Source organism: Streptomyces sp. NPDC051136 (assembly GCF_044455745.1).
Lineage (GTDB): Bacteria > Actinomycetota > Actinomycetes > Streptomycetales > Streptomycetaceae > Streptomyces.
The window spans coordinates 17,671-41,297 of the sequence record NZ_JBITFE010000003.1; the positions used below are offsets into that span (position 1 = coordinate 17,671).

Sequence of the window (23,627 nt, forward strand, 5' to 3'; positions counted from 1 at the left end):
GGGTGTCCGTCCTCGGAACGGCGCGGAATCGGTCACTTGAAGAGGCTCGGGGCGTTGACGCGCCAACCGCTGCGGGCGGACACCCCCCACCCCGTCCCCTCCCCGCCGTACGCGAGTGCGGGCAGTCGGCCCCCGCCGCGCCCGGCTGCGGGCAGTCGTGCCGCTGGGGCGGCACGGGTGGGCGCAGCGGCACCCCGGCAGCGCCGGGTCCCTCGCACCCGCACCCGCCCCGGGCCACCGCGCAACGCCGGACCGTGGCCCACCCCTGCTCCCGGCGCCGGGCACGCCGTCGACCACACCCGCGCCGGGCGCCCGGCGCCGGGACCGCGGGGTCCGTTGTCAGTGGGGGCGGTTACCGTTCGTGCATGGCTGCCCGTACGAAGTCCGCCAAGGAACGGCCGTCCTACCGCTGCACCGAGTGCGGCTGGCAGACGGCCAAGTGGCTCGGCCGCTGCCCCGAATGCCAGGCGTGGGGCACGGTCGAGGAGTACGGCGCGCCCGCCGTGCGTACGACCACGCCGGGGCGCGTCACCACGTCGGCCGTGCCGATCGGGCAGGTCGACGGGCGGCAGGCCACCGCCCGCTCCACCGGGGTGCCCGAGCTGGACCGGGTGCTGGGCGGCGGGCTGGTGCCCGGAGCCGTGGTGCTCGTCGCCGGTGAGCCCGGCGTCGGCAAGTCCACGCTGCTCCTGGACGTGGCGGCCAAGTCCGCGAGCGACGAGCACCGGACGCTGTACGTCACCGGTGAGGAGTCGGCGAGCCAGGTGCGCCTGCGGGCCGACCGGATCCACGCCATCGACGACCATCTGTATCTCGCCGCCGAGACCGACCTCGCGGCGGTGCTCGGGCACCTGGACGCCGTCAAGCCGTCGCTGCTGATCCTGGACTCCGTGCAGACCGTCGCCTCGCCCGAGATCGACGGCGCCCCGGGCGGCATGGCGCAGGTGCGCGAGGTGGCGGGCGCGTTGATCCGTGCCTCCAAGGAGCGCGGCATGTCCACCCTCCTCGTGGGTCACGTCACCAAGGACGGGGCCATCGCCGGGCCGCGGCTCCTCGAGCACCTCGTGGACGTCGTCCTGCACTTCGAGGGCGACCGGCACGCGCGGCTGAGGCTGGTGCGGGGGGTCAAGAACCGGTACGGGACGACGGACGAGGTCGGCTGTTTCGAGCTGCACGACGAAGGGATCACGGGGCTTGCCGATCCCAGCGGGCTGTTCCTCACCCGGCGTGCCGAGCCCGTGCCCGGGACCTGTCTGACCGTCACCCTGGAGGGGCGCCGGCCGCTGGTCGCCGAGGTGCAGGCGCTGACCGTCGACTCGCAGATTCCGTCGCCGCGGCGTACGACCTCGGGGCTCGAGACCTCGCGGGTGTCGATGATGCTGGCCGTGCTCGAGCAGCGGGGGCGCATCAGCGCGCTGGGCAAGAGGGACATCTACAGTGCGACGGTGGGGGGCGTGAAGCTCTCCGAGCCGGCCGCCGACCTCGCCGTCGCGCTGGCTTTGGCGAGTGCGGCCAGTGACACTCCGCTGCCCAAGAACCTCGTCGCGATCGGCGAAGTGGGTCTCGCCGGAGAGGTGAGACGGGTCACGGGGGTGCAGCGCAGGCTCTCCGAGGCGCACCGGCTGGGCTTCACGCACGCCCTGGTGCCGGCGGACCCGGGCAGGGTCCCCGACGGTATGAAGGTCCTGGAAGTCGCGGACATGGGAGAGGCCCTGCGGGTGCTTCCGCGCTCGCGTCGGCGAGAGGCCCCACGGGAGGAGGGGGACCGCCGGTAGACTTTGCCCTGGTCTCGCCCGTCCGTACGACCGAATGTGCGACGCGGGAGCGCCAGAAGAACCTGCGACCGGAGGAGTGCAGTGGCAGCCAACGACCGGGCAGCAGCTCCCGGAAAGTCCGGTGGGAGTGCCGGTGCCGATGGCCTGATGCGCGCCTCACTGAGCGCCGTGGCGCCCGGCACGTCCCTGCGCGACGGCCTGGAGCGGGTCCTGCGTGGCAACACCGGCGGTCTGATCGTGCTGGGTTCCGACAAGACCGTCGAGCAGATGTGCACCGGCGGTTTCGTGCTGGACGTCGAGTTCACCGCGACCCGGCTGCGTGAGCTGTGCAAGCTCGACGGCGGCATCGTGCTCTCCTCGGACCTGTCGAAGATCCTGCGGGCCGGAGTGCAGCTCCTTCCGGATCCGACCATTCCCACGGAGGAGACCGGCACCCGGCACCGCACGGCGGACCGGGTCAGCAAGCAGGTCGGGTTCCCCGTGGTGTCGGTCTCCCAGTCGATGCGGCTGATCGCGCTGTACGTGGACGGGCAGCGGCGGGTGCTGGAGGATTCCGCCGCCATCCTGTCGCGGGCCAATCAGGCGCTGGCCACCCTGGAGCGGTACAAGCTGCGCCTCGACGAGGTCGCGGGCACGCTGTCCGCCCTGGAGATCGAGGACCTGGTGACCGTCCGGGACGTCTCGGCGGTCGCGCAGCGGCTCGAGATGGTGCGCCGGATCGCCACCGAGATCGCCGAGTACGTGGTGGAGCTGGGCACGGACGGGCGGCTCCTGGCGCTGCAGTTGGACGAGTTGATCGCCGGGGTGGAGCCGGAGCGCGAGCTGGTCGTGCGGGACTACGTGCCCGAGCCGACCGCCAAGCGCTCCCGCACGGTCGACGAGGCGCTCGCCGAGCTGGACAAGCTCAGTCACGCCGAGCTGCTCGAACTGTCCACGGTGGCGCGGGCCCTGGGCTACACCGGATCGCCCGAGACGCTGGACTCGGCGGTCTCCCCGCGCGGTTTCCGGCTGCTCGCCAAGGTGCCGCGGCTGCCGGGGGCGATCATCGACCGGCTGGTGGAGCACTTCGGCGGCCTGCAGAAGCTGCTCGCCGCCAGCGTCGACGACCTCCAGACGGTGGACGGCGTCGGCGAGGCGCGGGCCCGCAGTGTGCGCGAGGGTCTTTCGCGGCTGGCGGAGTCGTCGATCCTGGAGCGTTACGTCTGAGCCGGCCGTCCCGGCTCAGTCGCTCTTCAGGACGAAGGACGTCCGCACCTTCTCGAAACCGGCGGCCTTGGCCTCCACCAGGTAGGTGCCCGCCTTGGCCGAACCGGCCGGAGGCGTCCCGCACTCGGGGGCGCTCGGCTTGCGGTCCCACTTCACGGTGTAGGTGATGCCGCTGTCGGCGGCCACCCGGTACCGCAGGCTGCCCTTGCCCTTGACGCAGTCGTCGGAGGCCCAGTAGGTGTCGTCACCACTGGCCGGGGTGATGGTGAACACCGCGTGCTCCGGGCCGAGATCGACCTTGCAGTCGCTGCCCGAGGTGTTGCGCGCGGTCAGTTCGAACGCCGGGGTCTGTCCGGGCGCGTAGCTGTTGTGGACGCTGCGCAGGCTCAACTTGACGGCGCCCGGCGTGCAGTCGGGCAGGGACGCACCGGCCGGCAGCGTGTCGCCCGCGCCGACGCCGGTCACCGCGCCGCCCGCGGAACCCCCGGCACCCCCGCTGCCCGCACCGCCCGCTCCGTCGCCGCCGGACTCGCCGCCGCCGGAGCCCGATCCGGCGCCCGAACCGTCGCCGCCGCCCGAACTCGTACCGGAACCCGAACCGTTGGAGTCACCGCCACCCGACTCGTCGCGTCCGCCCGGTGCCTGGCTGATCGCCGGGCCGGAACCCGAGGGGCCCGGAGTGATCGACGGCGCGGGGTTCTTGCCGTCCGCCCCGTCGTCGTGACCCTTGCCGCCGCCCCCGCCGCCGGAGACCACGATCCACGTGATCAATAGCGCCAACAGGGCGAAAAGAGACAGCAGTACGGCCCTCCGTCGCCAGTAGATGGAGGAGGGAAGCGGCCCGACCGGATTGCGCAGAGATCCCACGGCGCAAACTGTACGAGAGATCGGCGCGTTCCCCTGTCCCACCCGCCGTTCGTGCTCGCAACTTTTACGGATCATCATTCCGGAGAGCGTGGCGGCTCCCTGCCGAGGCCGGGTGGTGTCCTGACCGACAGCGGGTGGCGGAGTTCCCGTGCGGAGGTCCTCCCGTGGCAGGATCGGAGGGCCATGACTGCGCCCACGAAGCCCTCGCCAGGCGGACCCTCCGACCCCGCCGCGCCCGGTGTGCCGCTGCACGCCCCCGTCATCGACTGGTTCGACGAGCACGCCCGCGATCTGCCGTGGCGGCGCCCCGAGGCCGGCGCCTGGGGAGTGATGGTCAGCGAGTTCATGCTCCAGCAGACGCCGGTCAGTCGCGTCCTGCCCGTGTACGAGCAGTGGCTGGCCCGCTGGCCGCGCCCCGCCGACCTCGCCGCCGAGGCACCCGGCGAGGCCGTGCGCGCCTGGGGCCGGCTCGGCTACCCGCGCCGCGCGCTGCGTCTGCACGGCGCCGCCGCGGCCATAACGGAACGGCACGGCGGTGACGTACCCGCCGACCACGCCCAGCTGCTGGCGCTGCCGGGCATCGGCGAGTACACGGCGGCCGCGGTCGCCTCCTTCGCCTACGGCCAGCGGCACGCCGTCCTGGACACCAACGTCCGCCGGGTCTTCGCCCGGGCGGTCACCGGCGTGCAGTACCCGCCGAACGCCACGACCGCCGCCGAGCGGAAGCTGGCGCGGGCGCTGCTGCCGGACGAGGAGGCGAGCGCCGCCCGCTGGGCCGCCGCCTCGATGGAGCTGGGCGCCCTGGTCTGCACGGCGAAGAACGAGTCGTGCCACCGCTGCCCGATCGCGGCCCGGTGCGCGTGGCGGCTGGCCGGCAAGCCCGCGCACGACGGGCCGCCGCGGCGCGGCCAGACGTACGCGGGCACCGACCGGCAGGTGCGCGGACGGCTGCTCGCGGTGCTGCGGGAGGCGACCGGGCCGGTGCCCCAGGCGGCCCTCGACCAGGTGTGGCAGGAACCGGTCCAGCGTGCCCGCGCCCTGGACGGTCTCGTGGCCGACGGCCTGGTGGAGCCGCTGGCGGACGGGCTGTACCGGCTGCCGCTGGGCTGACGTACGGCCGCCGCACGGGCGCGGAAGGGCACAGGGGCCGAAGATGCGTCTGTGACGGCTGCCGGGTGCTCCGTGACGGCGCCGAGGTCGGGCAAATCGCCCGATGTCCCCATCAAGTGGGTCGCCGATTTACCCGGTTCGTCCTTCCGTTACACAACCGACGGACAGCCGAGGGTTTGCCGCAGGCTGCATCGCACAGCGCCGTGACAACGCTTCCCTACCTTCGTTTGCGTGCCCAGGGGGCACGGCACGACTACGGACCACAGGCAGTGGGCCGGCGGTGACCACCGCCGGATGACGGGGATCGGAAGGCGGTTGACATGGGCGAGGTGCTCGAGTTCGAGGAGTACGTCCGCACCCGGCAGGACGCGCTGCTGCGCAGTGCCCGGCGCCTGGTCCCCGACCCCGTCGACGCGCAGGACCTGCTGCAGACCGCGCTGGCCCGGACGTACGGGCGCTGGGAGACCATCGAGGACAAGCGGCTCGCGGACGCCTACCTGCGCCGGGTGATGATCAACACCCGGACCGAGTGGTGGCGGGCGCGGAAGCTGGAGGAGGTGCCGACCGAGCAGCTCCCCGAGTCCCCCATGGACGACGCCACCGAGCAGCACGCGGACCGCGCCCTCCTGATGGACGTCCTCAAGGTGCTCGCCCCGAAGCAGCGCAGTGTCGTGGTGCTGCGACACTGGGAGCAGATGTCAACGGAGGAGACCGCCGCCGCCCTCGGCATGTCGGCGGGAACGGTCAAGAGCACGCTGCACCGGGCGCTCGCCCGGCTCCGCGAGGAGCTGGTCGCCCGCGATCTGGACGCACGGGCGCTGGAGCGTGAGGAGCGGGAGCGTTGCGCGGCCTGACCGACGGTCGGACACCCGGGGGGACCCGGAGAACCACGCAGGCGACGGGTGCGGCGGTGGCCATGTTCGTCGCCCTCGGCGTTTCCCTGTCCGGCTGCGGGACCGGTGGCACCGGCGCCCGCGACGAGGGACCCGCCCACGCGGACGCGGTGGGCGGAGCCGCCTCCTCGACCCCCGCGCCCGCGGCGAAGGCCTCCCCGTCGAAGGCCCCCGACCGCGTGGACGCCGTACGGCTCGTCAAGGCCGATCCCAAGGTCTCCGCGGAGGTCAAGCGCGAGCTGAAGCCGTGCGTCGCCGACGAGTACCCCGTCGACGTGTCGTACGGGAAGCTGACCGCGGGCTCCGCGGACGACGTCGTCGTGAACGTGCTGACCTGCGGTGACGCGGTGGGCGTGGGCAGTTACGTCTACCGCGAGGAGGACGGCGCCTATCAGAACGTGTTCAAGGCCGAGGAGCCTCCGGTCTACGCGGAGATCGACCGCGGCGACCTGGTGGTGACCAAGCAGGTGTACGAGAAGGGCGACCCGGTGTCGAGCCCGTCCGGCGAGAACGTGATCACGTACCGCTGGGCGTCGGACCGGTTCACCGAGCGGTACCGCACCCGCAACGACTACAGCAAGGCCGCGGGCAACGGGCCCACCCCGGCTCCCGAGCCGGACAGCTGACCCGTGTGCCGCGCCGGCCGACGTGAACCGATCGGGCCGCTCGCACCGATGACCGAGTGAATGCCGTTCGTGAGCCGGCGGCCCCTTCGACCCGACCACACCCTGAGGACTGAGAGCACCGGGATGGCAGACCAGACCCACGTCCTGTTCGTCGAGGACGACGATGTCATCCGCGAGGCCACCCAGCTCGCCCTGGAGCGGGACGGCTTCGCGGTCACCGCGATGCCCGACGGGCTCTCGGGCCTGGAGTCCTTCCGGGCCGACCGCCCGGACATCGCCCTCCTCGACGTCATGCTGCCCGGCCTCGACGGCGTCAGCCTGTGCCGCCGCATCCGGGACGAGTCCACGGTGCCGGTGATCATGCTGTCGGCGCGGGCGGATTCGATCGACGTGGTGCTCGGCCTGGAGGCGGGCGCCGACGACTACGTGACCAAGCCGTTCGACGGCGCCGTCCTCGTCGCCCGGATCCGTGCCGTGCTGCGCCGCTTCGGGCACGCCGGGGGCGGCGACCGGGCGGACGCGGCCGGCGGCGCGGACAGCGGGGGCGTGCTCACCTTCGGCGACCTGGAGGTGGACACCGACGGCATGGAGGTGCACCGGGCCGGGCAGCCGGTGGGGCTCACCCCGACCGAGATGCGGCTGCTGCTGGAGTTCTCCTCCGCGCCGGGCACCGTGCTCTCGCGCGACAAGCTGCTGGAGCGGGTGTGGGACTACGGCTGGGGCGGGGACACCCGGGTCGTCGACGTGCACGTGCAGCGGCTGCGCACCAAGATCGGCCAGGACCGGATCGAGACGGTCCGCGGCTTCGGCTACAAGTTGAAGGCCTGAGCGGGGACAGGGATATGCGGGGGTTCTTCCGACGCCGGACCGCCTCACCACCGGGGCGCCCTTACGACCACGGGGTCCCGGGTGGGCGCACGGGACGGGGTGAGCGCACGTGGCCGGGCGGGCGTCCGGGACCGGGCGGGCGGACGCGCGTCCGGGGCGCGGGTGACGCCGACGCGGACGGCCACGGTGTCCGCGGTGCCGGTGCAGGAGGCCACGGTGCGGGAGGTGCCGGTGCGAAGGGCCCCGGTGCGCGCGGTCTGCGGGCCCTCGGCATCCGCACCGGGCTGCGCTGGAAGCTGAGCGCGGCCATCGCGCTGGTCGGCGCGCTGGTGGCGATCGCCCTGAGCCTGGTCGTGCACAACGCGGCGCGGGTGTCGATGCTCGACAACGCCCGTGACCTCGCCGACGACCGGGTCCTGATCGCCCAGCGCAACTACGAGCTCTCCGGCCGGCAGAACTTCCCCAACGCCCAGATCGACGACCCCGCGCTGCCGCCGGAGCTGCGCCGCAAGGTCGAGGCGGGGCGGCGCGCCACGTACGTCTCCGAGCAGGCGAACGGCGTGACGGACATCTGGGCGGCCGTGCCGCTCAAGGACGGGCACGTGATGTCGCTGCACTCCGGTTTCACCGACCGCAGCGCGGACATCCTCAGCGACCTGGACCAGGCACTGGTGATCGGCTCGATCGCGGTGGTCCTCGGGGGCAGCGCGCTGGGCGTGCTCATCGGCGGTCAGCTGTCGCGCCGGCTGCGCAAGGCCGCCGCGGCCGCGAACCGGGTCGCGGGCGGTGAGGCGGACGTGAGGGTGCGGGACGCCATCGGCGGCGTCGTGCGGGACGAGACGGACGACGTCGCGCGTGCCGTGGACGCGATGGCGGACGCGTTGCAGCAGCGGATCGAGGCGGAGCGCCGGGTCACCGCGGACATCGCGCACGAGCTGCGCACCCCGGTGACCGGCCTGCTCACGGCCGCCGAGCTGCTGCCGCCGGGCCGTCCCACCGAGCTGGTCCTCGACCGGGCGAAGGCGATGCGCACGCTCGTCGAGGACGTCCTGGAGGTGGCCCGGCTCGACGGTGCCTCGGAGCGGGCCGAGCTGCAGGACATCATGCTGGGTCACTTCGTGTCCCGGCGGGTCGCGGCGAAGGACCAGAGCGTCGAGGTGCGGGTGATCCACGAGTCGGAGGTCACCACCGACCCGCGCCGCCTGGAGCGCGTGCTGTTCAACCTGCTCGCCAACGCCGCCCGGCACGGCCGCTCGCCCGTCCAGGTCAGCGTCGAGGGCCGGGTGATCCGGGTCCGGGACCACGGCCCCGGCTTCCCCGAGGACCTGCTCGCCGAGGGCCCGAGCCGGTTCCGCACCGGCAGCACGGACCGGGCGGGCCGCGGTCACGGCCTCGGTCTGACCATCGCGGCCGGTCAGGCCCGGGTCCTGGGCGCCCGGCTCACCTTCCGCAACGTCCGCCCGGCCGGTGCCCCCGACCACATACCGGCCGAGGGCGCGGTCGCCGTCCTGTGGCTGCCGGAACACGCACCGACCAACACCGGGAGCTACCCGATGCTGCCGGACCGGACGAGCGGCGGGACGTCGTCGCCGGCCCGGGGAGCGGCTCGCAAAGCCTGACGGCGGTACCCGTGCGGCCGAAGCCCGAGGCGCCGGGGCACAGGGATCGCGGCAGAAATCAGCTACCCGATCGACGACGAGGCGGAGCGGGTGCCCGGGCGCCCGGCCCGGTGTGCGGTCCGCCACGTGCGCCAGGGGTGCATGGATCAGTGCATGGATCCGGAGCGGAAGGCGGCGTTCGAGGAGTTCCTGTCCCGCAGGCGGACCGGGACGGGCAGCAGGAGCGTCTTCGTGGCCGTCCGGCGCCCTGCCTCGCGTCCGGGCCCTCGTCCGCGCTCTCCTGTCCCGGTCCCGCCGGCACCGGGTACGACGAGGCCCCCGGGCGGCCGAGGCCACCCGGGGGCGGGTGCGGAGAGGGCGCGGGCGGCGTACCGCCGCGGGTCAGACCGCCTCGGTCACCGGCGCCTTCACCGTGGCGGCGTCGTCGCCGTCGGCCGGGGCGTCGGCCGCCTTCGGGCCCGCGCCCTTCAGCGGGACCTCCTTCACGAAGACCGCCGCGACCAGGGCGAGCACCGCGACCACGGAGCCCAGCAGGAACGCGCCGTGGGTGCCGGAGGAGACGGCGTGCTGATAGGCCTCGCGGACCGCCGCCGGCAGCGCGTTCAGCGCGTCCGCGGTCAGCGTCGCCGACTCCTGCGTCGCCTTGGCGCCCGCGGCCGGGGCACGCTCGGCCATGACGTCCTGGACGCGGTGGTTGAACAGGGCGCCCATGATCGCGACGCCGAAGGAGGAGCCGAGGGTGCGGAAGAGGGTGGTGGACGAGGACGCCACGCCCATGTCCTTCATCTCTACGCTGTTCTGCGCCACCAGCATGGTGATCTGCATCAGGCAGCCCATGCCGAGACCGACCACGGCCATGTACAGGCCGGAGGTGAAGCGGGTGGTCTCGGTGTCCATGGTCGACAGCAGGAACAGGCCCACCGTCATCAGCGCGCCGCCCGCCACCGGGAAGATCTTGTAACGGCCGGTGTTGGTGGTGACCCGCCCCGCGACCATCGAGGTCACGAGCATCGCGCCCAGCATCGGCAGGAGCAGCAGCCCGGAGTTGGTCGCGGACGCGCCCTGCACCGACTGCTGGTACAGCGGCAGGAAGAGGGTGGCGCCGAACATCACGAAGCCGACGATGAAGCCGATGAAGGACATCAGCGTGAAGTTGCGGCTGCGGAAGATGTGCAGCGGCACGATCGGCTCCGCGGCCCGGGTCTGCCAGAACACGAACCCGATCAGCGCGGCGACGCCGATGCCGATCAGTTCCATGATCCGCGCGGAGGTCCAGGCGTACTCCGTGCCACCCCAGGTGGTGACGAGGACGATGGCCGTGATGCCGACGGTGAGCAGCGCGGCCCCGAGATAGTCGATGCGCGCCTGGCTCCGCTTCTTCGGCAGGTGCAGGACGGCACTGACGGCGACCAGGGCGACCGCGCCGAGCGGCAGGTTGATGTAGAAGGACCAGCGCCAGCCCCAGTGATCGGTGATGGTGCCGCCGACCAGCGGTCCGCCGATCATCGCCAGCGCCATGACGCCGGCCATCATCCCCTGGTACTTGCCGCGCTCCCGGGGCGGTATCAGGTCGCCGATGATCGCCATCACGCCGACCATCAGACCGCCGGCGCCCAGGCCCTGGACGGCGCGGAAGGCGATGAGCTGGCCCATGTCCTGGGCCATGCCGCTGAGCGCCGAGCCGATCAGGAAGATCACGATCGAGGACATGAACGAGCCCTTGCGCCCGTACATGTCGCCGAGCTTGCCCCACAGCGGGGTGGAGGCCGCGGTCGCCAGGGTGTAGGCCGTGACGACCCAGGAGAGGTGCTCCAGGCCGCCCAGTTCGCCCACGATCGTCGGCATCGCGGTGCCGATGATCATGTTGTCGAGCATCGCGAGCATCATCGCGATCATGAGGGCGAGCAGGACGACCCGCACGCTCCTCGGCTGCTTGCCGGCACCGGCGTCTCCGGTCGCCGCCTCCGTCTTCTCCGCCATTTCTCCTACTCCCCCAGCTACGCTGTGCACTTGCCACTTACTTGCCGCCCGGCAAGTTGCCTACACTGGGAAAGGTAGGCGCGTAACTAGCCGGGCGTCAAGTAAGTTTTTCGGAAAGTGCGCGGGGCAGGAGGTGCGTAGGAGGATGGGCGGCACAATGAACGGCACCAAGCAGCAGCGACGCCGCGGGGACACCCGCCAGCGCATCCAGGACGTGGCGCTCGAACTCTTCGCGGAGCAGGGGTACGAGAAGACCTCGCTGCGCGAGATCGCCGAGCGTCTGGACGTCACCAAGGCCGCGCTCTACTACCACTTCAAGACCAAGGAAGAGATCCTCGTCAGCATCTTCGAGGATCTCTCACGGCCGCTGGAGGACCTGATCGACTGGGGGCGGGAGCAGCCGCACACCCTGGCGACGAAACAGGAGATCATCCGCCGCTACAGCGAGGCGCTGGCCGGCGCGGCGCCGCTGTTCCGCTTCATGCAGGAGAACCAGGCGACGGTGCGCGACCTGCGGATCGGCGAACTGTTCAAGCACCGGATGTTCGGTCTGCGCGACATCCTCATGGACCCCGAGGCGGAGCTGGTCGACCAGGTCCGCTGCATCACGGCGCTGTTCACGCTGCACGCCGGGATGTTCGTGCTCCGGGACCTCGAAGGCGACCCCGAGGAACAGCGTGCTGCCGTTCTCGAGGTCGCCACCGATCTGATCACCCAGGCCCACCGGGGAGCCCAGGGCGCGTAGCCCGGACCGTCAGACGGTCACACCCTTGGACTTCAGGAAGGAGACCGGGTCCACGGCCGAGCCGTAGTTCGGGGTGGTGCGGATCTCGAAGTGCAGGTGCGGACCGCTGGAGTTTCCGGTGTTGCCGGACTTGGCGATCGACTGGCCGGTCTTCACGACCTGGCCGATCTTCACGTTGATCTTGGACAGGTGCGCGTACTGGGAGTACGTGCCGTTGCCGTGCTTGACGACGATCGCGTTGCCGTAGGCGGGGCCGTCGCCGGCGCCGTTGCCGCCGGCCTTGACCACGGTGCCGCCGTGGGCCGCGACGACGTTGGTGCCGATCGGCACGGCGAAGTCCTGGCCGCTGTGCTTGTGCGCCCACATGCCGCCGTTCTGGGCGAAGCTGGCGCTCAGCTCGTACTTCTTGACCGGGTCGACCCAGGTCGGGGCCTTCTTCTTGGCGGCCGTCTTCTTGGCGGTGACGGTCTTCTTCGCGCTCGCGGCGGCCTTCTCGGCCTTCGCCGCCTTGGCCTGCGCAGCGGCCTGGGCCTCTACGGCGCTCGCGGCGGTGGTGGTGCTGGAGGCCGCCGTGGTGCCGGTGGCGGCCGCGACCCCGGCTCCCAGTGCGACCGAGGCTCCGAGGCCTGCGGCCATCACCGCGGCGCGGGTGCGGATGGTCGTACGGGGAGAACGGGACGTGACACGCGGAAACATTCGAACCTCATGGGGACGGGTGCAGAGGAATGCCCACCGGCGGGACGCACAAGGCGCTCACCGGGCGGGCTCCACCTTGGTAACCCGACCGACCCAAAGCGCACAAAGGTGTGACCTACGACCCCAACTAGTACTTGAGCGCGATACTTCCCAGCTCTTGACACAGCACGCAATCAGGACAAAACCAGCTCAGAGCCCCGTGAAGGGGGCGCCGCATCGCGGGTATATGTCCGTTTTCGCCGTTCTCGCGGCCTCCACTATTCCCCGTAGTACCGCCCGAATCGCCTGTGCGGCACATCACCGGCGACCCCGCGCGAACACCCTGCGGATGTGACCCGGGCTACTGCCGCGACCGCCCCCCGACCTCTCCCGAAAGGGGTCTGACCTGGGCGTCGAGCGTGGTCGGCCTCACAGGAATCCCCGCCTCGCCGTACGACTACTGCCCAGTAACCCAATCGTTGCCGTCCCGCCACTTGTCCGGGCGAACATGTACGCGACAACTTGGTGCCGTCAGGCATCCGCGCAGGCATGAGAGGACCCCAACCCCCCATGACCGAACAGAACGGACAGACCAGACCGGCCCGGCTCCCGTGGAAGCGTGCCCTCGCCGCGACCGCCGTCACCGCGGCAGCCCTCTCGGTGACCGTCACACCCGCCGTCGCCGCTCCCGCCGACGAGCCGTCCGCCCCGGCCGCGGTGACCGCTTCCGCGGCCGCCGCCGCGGACGTCGACTACGACACCTGGCAGCGGGACTGCCGGGCCGTGATGGACGCGGCCCTGCCGTACCTGAAGGACCGGATCGCCGACGCCGCCCCCGGCGAGAAGCAGGCGATCGTCCTCGACATCGACAACACCTCCCTGGAGACCGACTTCGGCTTCAGCTTCCCCCAGCCCGCCAACCGCCCGGTCCTGGAAGCCGCCCGGTACGCCCAGGAGCACGGCGTCGCCCTGTTCTTCGTGACCGCCCGCCCGGGCATCATCGAGGTGCCCACCGAGTGGAACCTCGCGCACGCCGGGTACGACTCCTCCGGACTGTACGTCCGCGGCTTCCTCGACCTGTTCAAGGACGTCGCCGCGTACAAGACGGAACAGCGCGCCGAGATCGAGTCGGACGGCTACACGATCATCGCGAACATCGGCAACAGCGCCACCGACCTGTCGGGCGGCCACGCCGAGAAGACCTTCAAGCTCCCCGACTACGGCGGTCAGTTGTCCTGACGCACGTGTCCTGACGCCGGATAGGCTCCCGTGGACGACGACCGACCACGGGGGTGGCGCATGGAACCGGCGGTACTGGGCGGGAAGTTGGCGTCCGCACTGGTCGCCCCCCTGGTGAAGAAGCTGTTCGTCCCGCAGGGGCCCGGCGCCGGACTGGTCGACCGGCCGGTCCGGCTGGCCCGCCTGGTGTCCTTCCGGGGCGAGCGGCGCACGCTGGGCGAGAAGGAGGTGCGGGGGCTCGCCGGGACGCTGGTGTCGGGCTCCCTGGACTCCCCCGGCGAGCCGCCCTTCCCCCGCGACGAGGAGACGGCCGTCACCGACGCACTGACGGCGCGGCTCCTCGCCCTGGGCGACCTGGACATGGACGACGTCCAGGCCGTCCGCCTGGGCCACCGGGAGCTGGCCAGGCAGTTGCGGCACCGGGCACCCTCGGCCACCGGGGGGCTGTCCGCCGACGCCTCCTATTTCCTCGACACGGTGACGGAGTGGGCCTGCCTGCACATCCTGGAGTTCTTCACCCGGCGCTCCACCTTCGTCGCGCGCACCCTGGTGGCACAGTCCCGGGGCCAGGCCGAGCTGATCGCCAAGGTCGATGAGCTGATCACCCGGTCACCCCGGCCGGACGCCCGGGACACCGCCTTCGAGCGGCGGTACCTGCGGTACCTGGCCGAACGCCACAACCACCTCACGATCTACGGCATCGACCTGCGCGACTCCCCGGACCGGTGGCCGCTGGAGGTCGCCTACCTGAGCCTGGAGGCGACCGGCGATCCTCAGCCCGATCGGGACACCGTGCCTGGCGAGAGCGCATCGGCCCGCCCGCGGCAGATGCCCGCCGACGAAGCGCTGGAGAACGAGTCCCGCGTCCTGCTGCGTGGCGACGCGGGGTCCGGCAAGACCACTCTGGTGCAGTGGCTGGCGGTGACCGCGGCGAAAGAGGGCACCCTCGTCCCGTTCGTCCTCCCCCTGCGTACCCTCGTCCGTACCGGTCCGCTGCCCTCCCCGGCCTCCTTCCTCGGCGTCGTCGGCTGCCCGCTGTCAGCACCGGAGGGCTGGGCGGAACGCGTCCTGACGGCGGGCCGTGCGCGGGTCCTCATCGACGGTCTGGACGAGATCCCGGAAGCGGACCGCCACTCCACCCGTGACTGGCTGCGCGGCCTCATCCACGCCTACCCGGACAACCACTGGCTGCTGACCTCCCGTCCCTCCGCCGTACGTGCCGACTGGCTGGCGCAGGAGGGCTTCGCAGAGCTCTCCCTCGCACCGATGGGCCGGGCCCAGGTCGCCACCTTCGTCCACCGCTGGCACGAAGCGGCCGGCGCCCCGGAGTACGAACACCGACTCCTGGACTCCCTGCGCACCAAGCGTGATCTCTCCCGCCTCGTCACCAACCCGCTGATGTGCGGTCTGGTCTGCGCCCTGCACCGTGAGCGGCGCGGCTATCTGCCGACCGGCCGCAAGGAGTTGTACGACGCGGCCCTCGCCATGCTCCTCGCCCGCCGGGACCGGGAACGGGGGATGGCCGCGGTGGACGGCCCCGAACTGGCCGAGGAGGCACAGCTGGAGCTGCTGCAGAGGATCGCCTACGCCCTGGTGCTGAGCGGTCGGAACGAGACGACGCTGGAGACGGCGGAGGGCATCGTGGAGCGGGTGCTGCCTACTCTGGGCCCGGCCTCCGGGCAGGGGGGCGCCCCCGGGGTTCTGCGCGCCCTGCTGTTGCGCAGCGGCGTCCTGCGCCGCCCGGCGGAGGGGATTCTGGACTTCGTCCACCGCACTTTCCAGGACTACCTGGCAGCCCGCTACGCAGTCGAGGAGGGCCACATCGACGTCCTCGTCAGCCATTGCGACGACGCCCGGTGGGAAGACGTCATCCGCATGGCCGTGGCACATGCCCGGCCCCGTGAACGCGTCCTGATGCTGAGGGCGCTGCTGGCGCGGGACACGCCGCGGCTCACGTTGCTGGCACTGGCCTGTCTGGAGCACGTGGCGGCTCTGGATTCGGCGGTCCGAACGGAGATTGGCGAACAGGTGGCCGAACTCATTCCGCCGCGTTCGCACGAAGCCGCTCGGGAGCTGGCGGCAGCCGGCCCCCTGGCACTCGAGCTGCTGCCCGGTCCGGAGGGGCTGACGGACGACGAAGCGCTCGGTGTCACGGTCACCGCCTCCCTCCTCGCCAGGGACGAACCGGACGGCGCACTGGCCGTGCTACGCCGGTTCCGGGACCACACCGCGCTGGGCGTCCGCCGGCAGCTGGTAGGCACCTGGCACCGTTTCGACACCGCGGAGTACGCGGCCGAGGTTCTGGACCACCTCGACCGCACAGACCTCTATCTCGACTGCCAGTCCCCGTCCCACCTCGCGGCGGTCGCCGTCATGCGTCCGTGGGCGAAATTGCACGTGCTCGGTGAACAGCGAGCCGAGGACATCGTGGCCGCCCTGCCGGCACCCGCGGAGGTGACCGCCCTCAGCATCAGCGAGAACACCCGGCTGAGGGACATGGCGCCCTTGTTGCGCCTCACCTCGCTGACCAGACTGACGCACTACGCGTGTCCGAACGCGTCGGGGCTGGAGCACCTGGCGGCGCTTCCTCTGACGGAGCTCGTCCTCGGTGACTCCGCGGCAGACCTGACCGGCCTGTCCTCATTGAGCTCGCTGCGGGTGCTCTCCCTGACCCAGGAGCTCCCGGGCTCCGATCTCACCGAGGCCCTGCCGGTCGGCGCACCGATCGAGTTCCTCTATCTGGGCCACCACAGCGCCGCGAACACGGGGCTGCGCGGGCTGAGTCACTGGACGTCGCTGAACACCCTCAGCCTCGGTCCTCTGGCCATGGAGCTGACAGGCGAGGACTGGCGGGAGGTCGCCGCCCTGCCCGCGCTCACCCATCTGTATCTCAGCGCGTCGATCATCCGTGAGCTTCCGGCCTCCATCGGCCGCATGCCCGTACTGCCCAGGGTCGAGGTGCTCTCCGTCGGCGCCCTGGAAGGCACCGAGCACCTCGCCGCGCTGGCTTCCCGGCTGCCCGGACTGCACACGGTGTCCCTCACGAGCAGGCAGGGGCACTCGTTTCCGGTGACCGACTTCCGCTCGCTCTTCCCGAACGCCGAGGTCACGCTCGACGACGATTGACCCGGGCAGACGAAAGGGGCTCCCGGGACCGAAGTCCCGGGAGCCCCTTTCCAGGCTCACCCCGGAGGGCTACGCCTCCTTGCTCAGGTTCGGGCCCGCGCCGCCCCCGGCCGCCTGCTCGATCGGCGGGACGTCGGGGAGGGCCGACTTCTCCTCACCCCGGAAGGTGAAGGTCTTTGCGTCGCCCTCGCCCTCGGTGTCCACCACCACGATGTGACCGGGACGCAGCTCGCCGAAGAGGATCTTCTCCGACAGCGTGTCCTCGACCTCGCGCTGGATCGTGCGGCGCAGCGGCCGCGCGCCCAGCACCGGGTCGTAGCCCTTCTTGGACAGCAGCTCCTTGGCGGACTGGGAGAGCTCGATGCCCATGTCCCGGTCCTTGAGGCGCTCGTCCACCTTCTGGATCATCAGGTCGACGATCCGCAGGATGTCGTCCTGGCTGAGCTGCGGGAAGACGACCACGTCGTCGACACGGTTGAGGAACTCGGGCCGGAAGTGCTGCTTGAGCTCGTCCTGGACCTTGTTCTTCATGCGCTCGTAGTTGGACTTCGTGTCACCCGCGGCGGCGAAGCCGAGGTTGAAGCCCTTGGAGATGTCCCGGGTGCCGAGGTTGGTCGTCATGATGATGACCGTGTTCTTGAAGTCCACGACCCGGCCCTGGGAGTCGGTCAGGCGACCGTCCTCCAGGATCTGCAGCAGCGAGTTGAAGATGTCCGGGTGGGCCTTCTCGACCTCGTCGAAGAGGACGACCGAGAACGGCTTGCGGCGGACCTTCTCCGTCAGCTGACCGCCCTCCTCGTAGCCCACGTAGCCGGGGGGCGAACCGAAGAGGCGCGAGACCGTGTGCTTCTCGCTGAACTCCGACATGTCGAGGGAGATCAGCGCGTCCTCGTCGCCGAAGAGGAACTCCGCCAGCGCCTTGGACAGCTCCGTCTTACCGACACCGGACGGACCGGCGAAGATGAACGAGCCACCGGGACGCTTCGGGTCCTTCAGGCCGGCACGGGTACGGCGGATCGCCTTGGACAGCGCCTTGACGGCGTCGACCTGGCCGATGACCCGCTTGTGGAGCTCGTCCTCCATGCGCAGCAGGCGGGACGACTCCTCCTCGGTGAGCTTGAAGACCGGGATGCCCGTCGCCGTGGCGAGGACCTCGGCGATCAGCTCGCCGTCGACCTCGGCGACGACGTCCATGTCGCCGGCCTTCCACTCCTTCTCCCGCTTGGCCTTCGCGGCCAGGAGCTGCTTCTCCTTGTCGCGCAGGGAGGCGGCCTTCTCGAAGTCCTGCGAGTCGATCGCGGACTCCTTGTCGCGGCGGACGCCGGCGATCTTCTCGTCGAACTCGCGCAGGTCCGGCGGCGCGGTCATCCGGCGGATGCGCATCCGGGAACCGGCCTCGTCGATCAGGTCGATCGCCTTGTCCGGCAGGAAGCGGTCCGAGATGTAGCGGTCGGCGAGCGTCGCCGCCTGGACGAGGGCCTCGTCCGTGATGGAGACGCGGTGGTGGGCCTCGTAGCGGTCGCGCAGACCCTTGAGGATCTCGATCGTGTGCGGCAGCGACGGCTCCGCGACCTGGATCGGCTGGAAGCGGCGCTCGAGGGCCGCGTCCTTCTCCAGGTGCTTGCGGTACTCGTCCAGCGTGGTCGCACCGATGGTCTGCAGCTCACCGCGGGCCAGCATCGGCTTGAGGATGCTCGCGGCGTCGATGGCGCCCTCGGCGGCACCCGCACCGACCAGCGTGTGCAGCTCGTCGATGAACAGGATGATGTCGCCGCGGGTGCGGATCTCCTTGAGCACCTTCTTCAGGCGCTCCTCGAAGTCACCGCGGTAGCGGGAGCCGGCGACCAGCGCGCCGAGGTCCAGGGTGTAGAGGTGCTTGTCCTTGAGGGTCTCGGGCACCTCGCCCTTGACGATGGCCTGCGCGAGGCCCTCGACGACGGCGGTCTTGCCGACGCCGGGCTCACCGATCAGCACCGGGTTGTTCTTGGTACGGCGGGACAGCACCTGCATGACCCGCTCGATCTCCTTCTCGCGCCCGATGACCGGGTCGAGCTTGGACTCACGAGCGGCCTGGGTGAGGTTCCGGCCGAACTGGTCGAGGACCAGGGACGTGGAGGGGGTGCCCTCCGCAGGACCGCCGGCGGCGGCGGTCTCCTTGCCCTGGTAGCCGGAGAGCAGCTGGATGACCTGCTGCCGCACCCGGTTGAGATCGGCGCCCAGCTTGACCAGGACCTGGGCGGCGACGCCCTCGCCCTCACGGATCAGGCCGAGCAGGATGTGCTCCGTGCCGATGTAGTTGTGACCCAGCTGGAGGGCCTCGCGGAGCGACAGCTCCAGGACCTTCTTGGCACGGGGGGTGAAGGGGATGTGACCCGACGGGGCCTGCTGGCCCTGCCCGATGATCTCCTCCACCTGCTGGCGGACCGCCTCGAGCGAAATCCCGAGGCTCTCAAGGGCCTTGGCGGCGACACCCTCACCCTCGTGGATCAGGCCCAGGAGGATGTGCTCGGTGCCGATGTAGTTGTGGTTGAGCATCCGGGCTTCTTCCTGAGCCAGGACGACAACCCGCCGCGCGCGGTCGGTGAACCTCTCGAACATCGTTAATCGCTCCTCAGAGCGGTCAGGCAGTGGGGGGAACTTCCCCTCCCTGTCCTTCCGCAGCTTAGTCCCGCAAGCGGGGACCGCTCATTCCAACTGCCGACACCGTCGATGGCCTCCTGACCCCTGACGCCGACATCTGCCACAACCCGATGGTGCGAGACGATGTTCCCGCAGGCCAGGCACTTACCCCACTCGCCAGTACGCCGATGGCGAACGCGAGACGGCCCGATCCGCAAGTCGCCCCCTCCCACTAGGGATGTCTTACCCGCGGGGACCGACACTCCATGCCGCGCGCACCGGTTCCCTCCGCTACGGGCGAACAACCTTGCGCCTCCCCGCACCCCCGCACGCCCCCTCCTACCGCCCCTTTCCGACACTCTGAGCATTCTTTACGGCACTCAGCGTAACCCGGGGGCTCTTCCGACTGTTGCACTTGGCATGGTTGGCGCCCCGCACCCCGCCCCGCACCCGGTCCCCGTCGTTCCCGCGGCCCCCGTCGTGCCGTCGCCTCGCCGGCCCACCGGCGTCGGCGGTCCGGCCGGGGAGCGGACCCGGCGGTGGTACGAGAGCGGGCTCGGGTGGCCGACGGCCCCCGGAGAGCCGGTGCGGCTGCGTACGGGCGTCCGCTTCGACGTCCTCGACGTGCCGGCCCCGGCCGGGTACGCGACGCTGGAGCGGCTCGGACGGAGCGGGCGGACGCCGCCGGGGTTTCCGGTGGCTCTCCGCGGCGGGCGGATGCTGCTGCTCGTGGCGGCGGGTGGCGCGGACGAGCTGCCCGGGCTGCTGGAGTGGCTGGAGTGGGGTTCACTGGCACCGGCACTGGACCTCGTGGCGGTCGGGGCGGGCGGTCTCGTGGAGGCCCCGCTCGTCCCGGAGCCCGGGCCGGACGGTCCCCGCGGATCGTCCCGACCCTGCGGGTCGCACGAGGGTCGGCACGGATCGACCCGGCCCTACGGATCGCATGAGGGTCATGAGGGTACGGCGGGAGCGGCCGGTTCGGTCGGATCGACCGGTTCGGTCGGATCGACCGGTTCGGTCGGGTCGCACGAGAGTCCGGTCGGATCGACCGGTTCGCTCGCATCGCAGGAACGCCCGTCCCGATCGGCCGGGTCGGCCCACCTGCCGTCGCGTCCCCCGGACCGCGACGGCCTGCGGGGGGCCGCCGTCTGGCTGCGGCCCCCGAAGCCGGGGAGCGAGGTCGAGTCCTCGCTGCCTGCGCTGTCGGCCCTGGGGTGCGCCGGGACCGCCCCCGATCTCGCACGGCTGGTCCACACACTGGCCACGCAGTGCCACCGCGTACGCCTCACCGCCGACGTCCCGCCGCGGGCACGGCCCGTGGCGCGGGTCGGATGATCAGCCGTTGGCCTGCTCGTACGCCTCGCGGACCTTCGCGGGAACACGACCGCGGTCGTTGACGTCCCAGCCGTTCTCCTTCGCCCAGGCGCGGATCGCCGCGGTGTCCTGGCTGCCGCCGGAAGCGGCGGCGCGCGCCTTGCCGCGACCGCCCGAGGCGCGGCCCCCGGTGCGACGGCCACCCTTCAGGTACGGGTCGAGAAGACCGCGGAGCTTGTCCGCGTTGGCGGTGGTGAGGTCGATCTCGTAGGTCTTGCCGTCCAGTGCGAACGTCACGGTCTCGTCTGCCTCGCCGCCGTCGAGGTCATCGACAAGAAGGACCTGAACCTTCTGTGCCACCGGATTTCCTTTCATCGATAACTTGAGGGGCGGGGGTCCGCCGGCATCCGCCGTATCGCCGTCCCTTGTTATATGCAGTACTGCAGTACGCCGGAAAGCAAACCGCTTTTGCCGGAAAAACACAAACCCCCGGCGGAGACCGGTAGCCCGCCCCCGGGCCGAAAACGTGCGCGTTTCGGACATAGGGAACCGATGAAGGGCGCGTCGATGGAATAAACCTCGATCGGCGGTGAAGGACTCCGAAGCGATCCCCGGGACTCTCAAGGACTGCCGAACGGTCGCGAAGGACCGCGGTTGCCTACTGTTGTGCGGCGATCACAGATGCAGAAGCATCCGGCTGTTGCCCAGGGTGTTCGGTTTCACTCGTTCGAGACCCAGGAACTCCGCAACGCCCTCGTCATAGGAACGCAGCAGCTCGGCGTACACATCGGTGTCCACCGGTGTCTCCCCGATCTCCACGAAGCCGTGCTTGGCGAAGAAGTCCACTTCGAAGGTCAGACAGAAAACGCGGCGAACACCGAGCTGTCGTGCCGTGTCCAGCAACTTCTCCAGCAACCGGTGCCCGACGCCCGCGCCCTTCAGGCCGGGCTTCACGGCGAGAGTCCGCACTTCCGCGAGGTCTTCCCACATCACGTGCAGGGCGCCGCAGCCGACCACCTCGGCGTTGTCGTCCCGTTCCGCGACCCAGAACTCCTGGATGCTCTCGTAAAGCGTCACCATCGCTTTGTCGAGCAGGATGCGGTCACGGACGTACGCGTCGAGGAGCCGGCGTACGTCCGGGACATCCCTGGTGCGGGCCCGGCGGACGCTGATGGCAATTGGCATGTGGGGACGCTATCGCCCGCCGCCGTCCGGTACCGCGCCGGGTCCCGGCGCGGGGGTTTCCGGTCCCGGCGCGGGGGTTTCCGGTCCCTGCACGATGCGGATGGCGTCACCGAGTGCCCGGCGCTGTTCCTCGCTCATCATGCCGAAGAAGGCGACGAGGGCCGCGGCGGGGTTGTCGCTCTGGGACCAGGCGTCGTTCATGAGGGCGGCGGCGTAGGCGGCGCGAGTGGAGACCGCCTCATATCGATAGGCGCGGCCTTCGGACTCGCGGCGCACCCAGCCCTTCTGATGGAGATTGTCCAAAACGGTCATCACCGTGGTGTACGCGATGGACCGTTCCTGTTGGAGGTCTTCCAGGACTTCTCGAACGGTCACGGGGCGGTTCCACTTCCACACCCTCGTCATGACCGCGTCTTCGAGTTCTCCCAATGGGCGAGGCACGCTTCGAACGATAGTGGGAGATCGGGTCGATCGCGTGCCGGACGTGCGGCTTCGTCGGCAAACGGGCACAAAAGAGGCGTACGGCTCCCCCCGAGTCGCTCGGGGGGAGCCGTACGCGGGTGGGTCCGGGTGGGACCAGGGGGGTGGGTGGGACCGGGGGCCGGGTGATCCGGGTCGGTCAGACCTCGGGGTGCGGGGACGCCTGCCGGGCGCCCTCCGCGCGCGCGAGGGCGGCGTCGACGACCGCGTCCTCCTTGGCCTTGTTGGCGCCGCCCTGGGTCTTCACGATCACCCGGATCACGCCGATGAAGAAGACGGCCATGACGGCCGGGGGCAGGAGCGCGGAGACGTAGTCCATGGGACCAGGGTAGCCAGGCGCCCTCAGCCGGCCGCGAGGTGGTGCCGGGAGTCCGTGGCGGGAGGGGCCGGAGGGGTGGGCGGAGCGGGCGGGGCGGGCTTGCGGCGGGGGAACACCTCGCCGGGGGTGGGGACGGGGCGCTTGGGGGCGGCCGGGGCGGGGTGGGGGGCCGGTTTCGGCGCGGGCTTCTGGGCGGGCTCCCTGCCGGCCTGTCGGCCGCCGGGGACGGCGTGGAGGTGGGTGCGCGCGGCGGGGAGCGTGACCGTGCCGGTGGCCGCGGCCGCGGCCGCGACGGCGGTGGCGGTGGGCGCCGTGGCCGGTGCGGGGCCGCAGCGGGCCAGGAGGGCGGCTGCGGCGGGGTTGCCGCGCAGGGCGCCCAGAGCGGCGAGGTCGTCCTCGGCGGGGCGGTGACCGGCGTCCAGCACCTCGTCCAGGAGCGCGAGGTAGCCGGTGGCGGTGCCGGGGAGGGCGGCGCGGTACCGGGCGAGGTCGGCCATCAGGAAGGCGCGCAGCCGGGCGCCCTCTCGCATCGCCTCGTCGAGCGACTCTGCGAGGTGGAGGCAGTCCTGGGCCTCCTGGGCCGAGACCGGGCTGGGGTTCAGGGCGAGGGCGAGGGCTCGCCGGAGCACACGCAGCTCCTGAGCACCGAACGCCATGCCGCCGCGGGGTCCGTAGGGCGTGGGCATGCGGCGACGATACGCGCTAATCAGACAAATTCCGCATAGGGGGCACGGGTGTGGCGCACAGGCCCACCCGGATGCGGGTGCCTCCGGCGGTGGGGCGGGTGGCGGCGCCTGCGGCGGGCTGTGGAGGTGGGTGGGCGTGATGCCTGCGGCGCCTGTGCGGGGTTCGGTTACTGCGATGCCTGCGGCGCCTGTGCGGGTTCGGTGGGGGTGCGTGTAGCGCTTTGGGTTCGGTGGGTGGTGCGGGGCCGGGGGGGGGGGGGGGGGGGGGGGGGGGGGGGGGGGGGGGGGGGGGGGGGGGGGTCAAAAAAAAAAGAAGAAAAAAAGCAACCCCCCCG

The 23,627-nt window shown here is 71.3% G+C and carries 20 protein-coding genes; 11 read left to right on the top strand and 9 right to left on the bottom strand.

Features of this window, described 5'->3' with window-relative positions:
* Positions 1-365: 365 nt before the first annotated feature.
* Both radA and disA read left to right on the top strand, forming a co-directional pair.
* The gene (gene radA, locus ACIBCJ_RS09280) at positions 366-1,775 is read left to right on the top strand and encodes a DNA repair protein RadA (protein ID WP_362103857.1); all 1,410 of its coding nucleotides are present in this window, start codon (positions 366-368) and stop codon (positions 1,773-1,775) included.
* Positions 1,776-1,856: 81 nt separating this feature from the next.
* The gene (gene disA / locus ACIBCJ_RS09285; RefSeq protein WP_030404779.1) at positions 1,857-2,981 is read left to right on the top strand and encodes a DNA integrity scanning diadenylate cyclase DisA; all 1,125 of its coding nucleotides are present in this window, start codon (positions 1,857-1,859) and stop codon (positions 2,979-2,981) included.
* Positions 2,982-2,996: 15 nt separating this feature from the next.
* On the opposite strand, the gene ACIBCJ_RS09290 is transcribed toward disA, so the two are convergent.
* Complete coding sequence (locus ACIBCJ_RS09290; protein WP_365981547.1) at positions 2,997-3,848, bottom strand: hypothetical protein; 852 nt, start codon at positions 3,846-3,848, stop codon at positions 2,997-2,999.
* A gap of 183 nt (positions 3,849-4,031) precedes the next feature.
* Between ACIBCJ_RS09290 and ACIBCJ_RS09295 the strand changes: the two genes are divergently transcribed.
* From ACIBCJ_RS09295 to cseC, 5 genes are all read left to right on the top strand, one after another.
* Positions 4,032-4,958 (top strand): A/G-specific adenine glycosylase, encoded by a 927-nt coding sequence (locus tag ACIBCJ_RS09295; RefSeq protein ID WP_362103862.1) that lies wholly within the window; start codon positions 4,032-4,034, stop codon positions 4,956-4,958.
* A gap of 320 nt (positions 4,959-5,278) precedes the next feature.
* Complete coding sequence (locus ACIBCJ_RS09300; protein ID WP_003975479.1) at positions 5,279-5,812, top strand: SigE family RNA polymerase sigma factor; 534 nt, start codon at positions 5,279-5,281, stop codon at positions 5,810-5,812.
* Positions 5,800-6,477 carry a hypothetical protein gene (locus tag ACIBCJ_RS09305; RefSeq protein ID WP_365981546.1) on the top strand — a complete coding sequence of 226 codons (678 nt, stop codon included), beginning with the start codon at positions 5,800-5,802 and terminating at the stop codon, positions 6,475-6,477. The genes ACIBCJ_RS09300 and ACIBCJ_RS09305 overlap by 13 nt, the downstream gene beginning before the upstream one ends.
* Positions 6,478-6,600: 123 nt before the next feature.
* Positions 6,601-7,305, top strand: coding sequence for a two-component system response regulator CseB (cseB, locus tag ACIBCJ_RS09310; RefSeq protein WP_362103867.1), 705 nt, complete (start codon positions 6,601-6,603; stop codon positions 7,303-7,305).
* 14 nt (positions 7,306-7,319) lie between these two features.
* Positions 7,320-8,924, top strand: a complete 1,605-nt coding sequence (gene cseC / locus ACIBCJ_RS09315; protein WP_365981545.1) for a two-component system sensor histidine kinase CseC — start codon at positions 7,320-7,322, stop codon at positions 8,922-8,924.
* 381 nt (positions 8,925-9,305) lie between these two features.
* Here cseC and ACIBCJ_RS09320 read toward each other — a convergent pair whose 3' ends face one another.
* Positions 9,306-10,904 (bottom strand): MDR family MFS transporter, encoded by a 1,599-nt coding sequence (locus ACIBCJ_RS09320; RefSeq protein ID WP_365981544.1) that lies wholly within the window; start codon positions 10,902-10,904, stop codon positions 9,306-9,308.
* Positions 10,905-11,049: 145 nt separating this feature from the next.
* Here ACIBCJ_RS09320 and ACIBCJ_RS09325 point away from each other — a divergent pair, with 145 nt between their 5' ends.
* Positions 11,050-11,649, top strand: a complete 600-nt coding sequence (locus ACIBCJ_RS09325; RefSeq protein ID WP_362103873.1) for a helix-turn-helix domain-containing protein — start codon at positions 11,050-11,052, stop codon at positions 11,647-11,649.
* A 9-nt stretch (positions 11,650-11,658) separates the two neighbouring features.
* Here ACIBCJ_RS09325 and ACIBCJ_RS09330 read toward each other — a convergent pair whose 3' ends face one another.
* Positions 11,659-12,345: a M23 family metallopeptidase gene (locus ACIBCJ_RS09330; protein ID WP_362103875.1), complete on the bottom strand. Its 687-nt coding sequence runs from the start codon at positions 12,343-12,345 to the stop codon at positions 11,659-11,661.
* 549 nt (positions 12,346-12,894) lie between these two features.
* On the opposite strand from ACIBCJ_RS09330, the gene ACIBCJ_RS09335 reads away from it, so the two are divergent.
* Together ACIBCJ_RS09335 and ACIBCJ_RS09340 are read left to right on the top strand one after the other, a co-directional pair.
* Positions 12,895-13,563 carry an HAD family acid phosphatase gene (locus tag ACIBCJ_RS09335; protein WP_365981543.1) on the top strand — a complete coding sequence of 223 codons (669 nt, stop codon included), beginning with the start codon at positions 12,895-12,897 and terminating at the stop codon, positions 13,561-13,563.
* Positions 13,564-13,623: 60 nt separating this feature from the next.
* Positions 13,624-16,689, top strand: coding sequence for an NACHT domain-containing protein (locus ACIBCJ_RS09340; protein ID WP_365981542.1), 3,066 nt, complete (start codon positions 13,624-13,626; stop codon positions 16,687-16,689).
* A gap of 69 nt (positions 16,690-16,758) precedes the next feature.
* Here the strand turns inward: ACIBCJ_RS09340 and ACIBCJ_RS09345 are convergent, their stop codons facing one another.
* On the bottom strand, positions 16,759-19,287 hold the full coding sequence (locus ACIBCJ_RS09345) for an ATP-dependent Clp protease ATP-binding subunit (protein WP_362103881.1): 2,529 nt from the start codon (positions 19,285-19,287) through the stop codon (positions 16,759-16,761).
* Between the two features lie 441 nt (positions 19,288-19,728).
* On the opposite strand from ACIBCJ_RS09345, the gene ACIBCJ_RS09350 reads away from it, so the two are divergent.
* Positions 19,729-20,643 (top strand): SCO3374 family protein, encoded by a 915-nt coding sequence (locus ACIBCJ_RS09350; protein ID WP_399282140.1) that lies wholly within the window; start codon positions 19,729-19,731, stop codon positions 20,641-20,643.
* Here ACIBCJ_RS09350 and ACIBCJ_RS09355 read toward each other — a convergent pair whose 3' ends face one another.
* From ACIBCJ_RS09355 to ACIBCJ_RS09375, 5 genes are all read right to left on the bottom strand, one after another.
* Positions 20,644-20,982 (bottom strand): Lsr2 family protein, encoded by a 339-nt coding sequence (locus ACIBCJ_RS09355; protein WP_133890828.1) that lies wholly within the window; start codon positions 20,980-20,982, stop codon positions 20,644-20,646.
* Positions 20,983-21,297: 315 nt separating this feature from the next.
* Positions 21,298-21,807 carry an amino-acid N-acetyltransferase gene (locus ACIBCJ_RS09360; protein WP_362103886.1) on the bottom strand — a complete coding sequence of 170 codons (510 nt, stop codon included), beginning with the start codon at positions 21,805-21,807 and terminating at the stop codon, positions 21,298-21,300.
* Between the two features lie 9 nt (positions 21,808-21,816).
* The gene (locus ACIBCJ_RS09365; RefSeq protein WP_362103888.1) at positions 21,817-22,248 is read right to left on the bottom strand and encodes a BlaI/MecI/CopY family transcriptional regulator; all 432 of its coding nucleotides are present in this window, start codon (positions 22,246-22,248) and stop codon (positions 21,817-21,819) included.
* Between the two features lie 178 nt (positions 22,249-22,426).
* Entirely contained in the window at positions 22,427-22,606 is a 180-nt protein-coding gene (locus tag ACIBCJ_RS09370) for a hypothetical protein (protein WP_365981541.1), read from the bottom strand.
* 23 nt (positions 22,607-22,629) lie between these two features.
* Positions 22,630-23,292, bottom strand: coding sequence for a hypothetical protein (locus tag ACIBCJ_RS09375; RefSeq protein ID WP_365981540.1), 663 nt, complete (start codon positions 23,290-23,292; stop codon positions 22,630-22,632).
* Between the last annotated feature and the right edge of the window lie 335 nt (positions 23,293-23,627).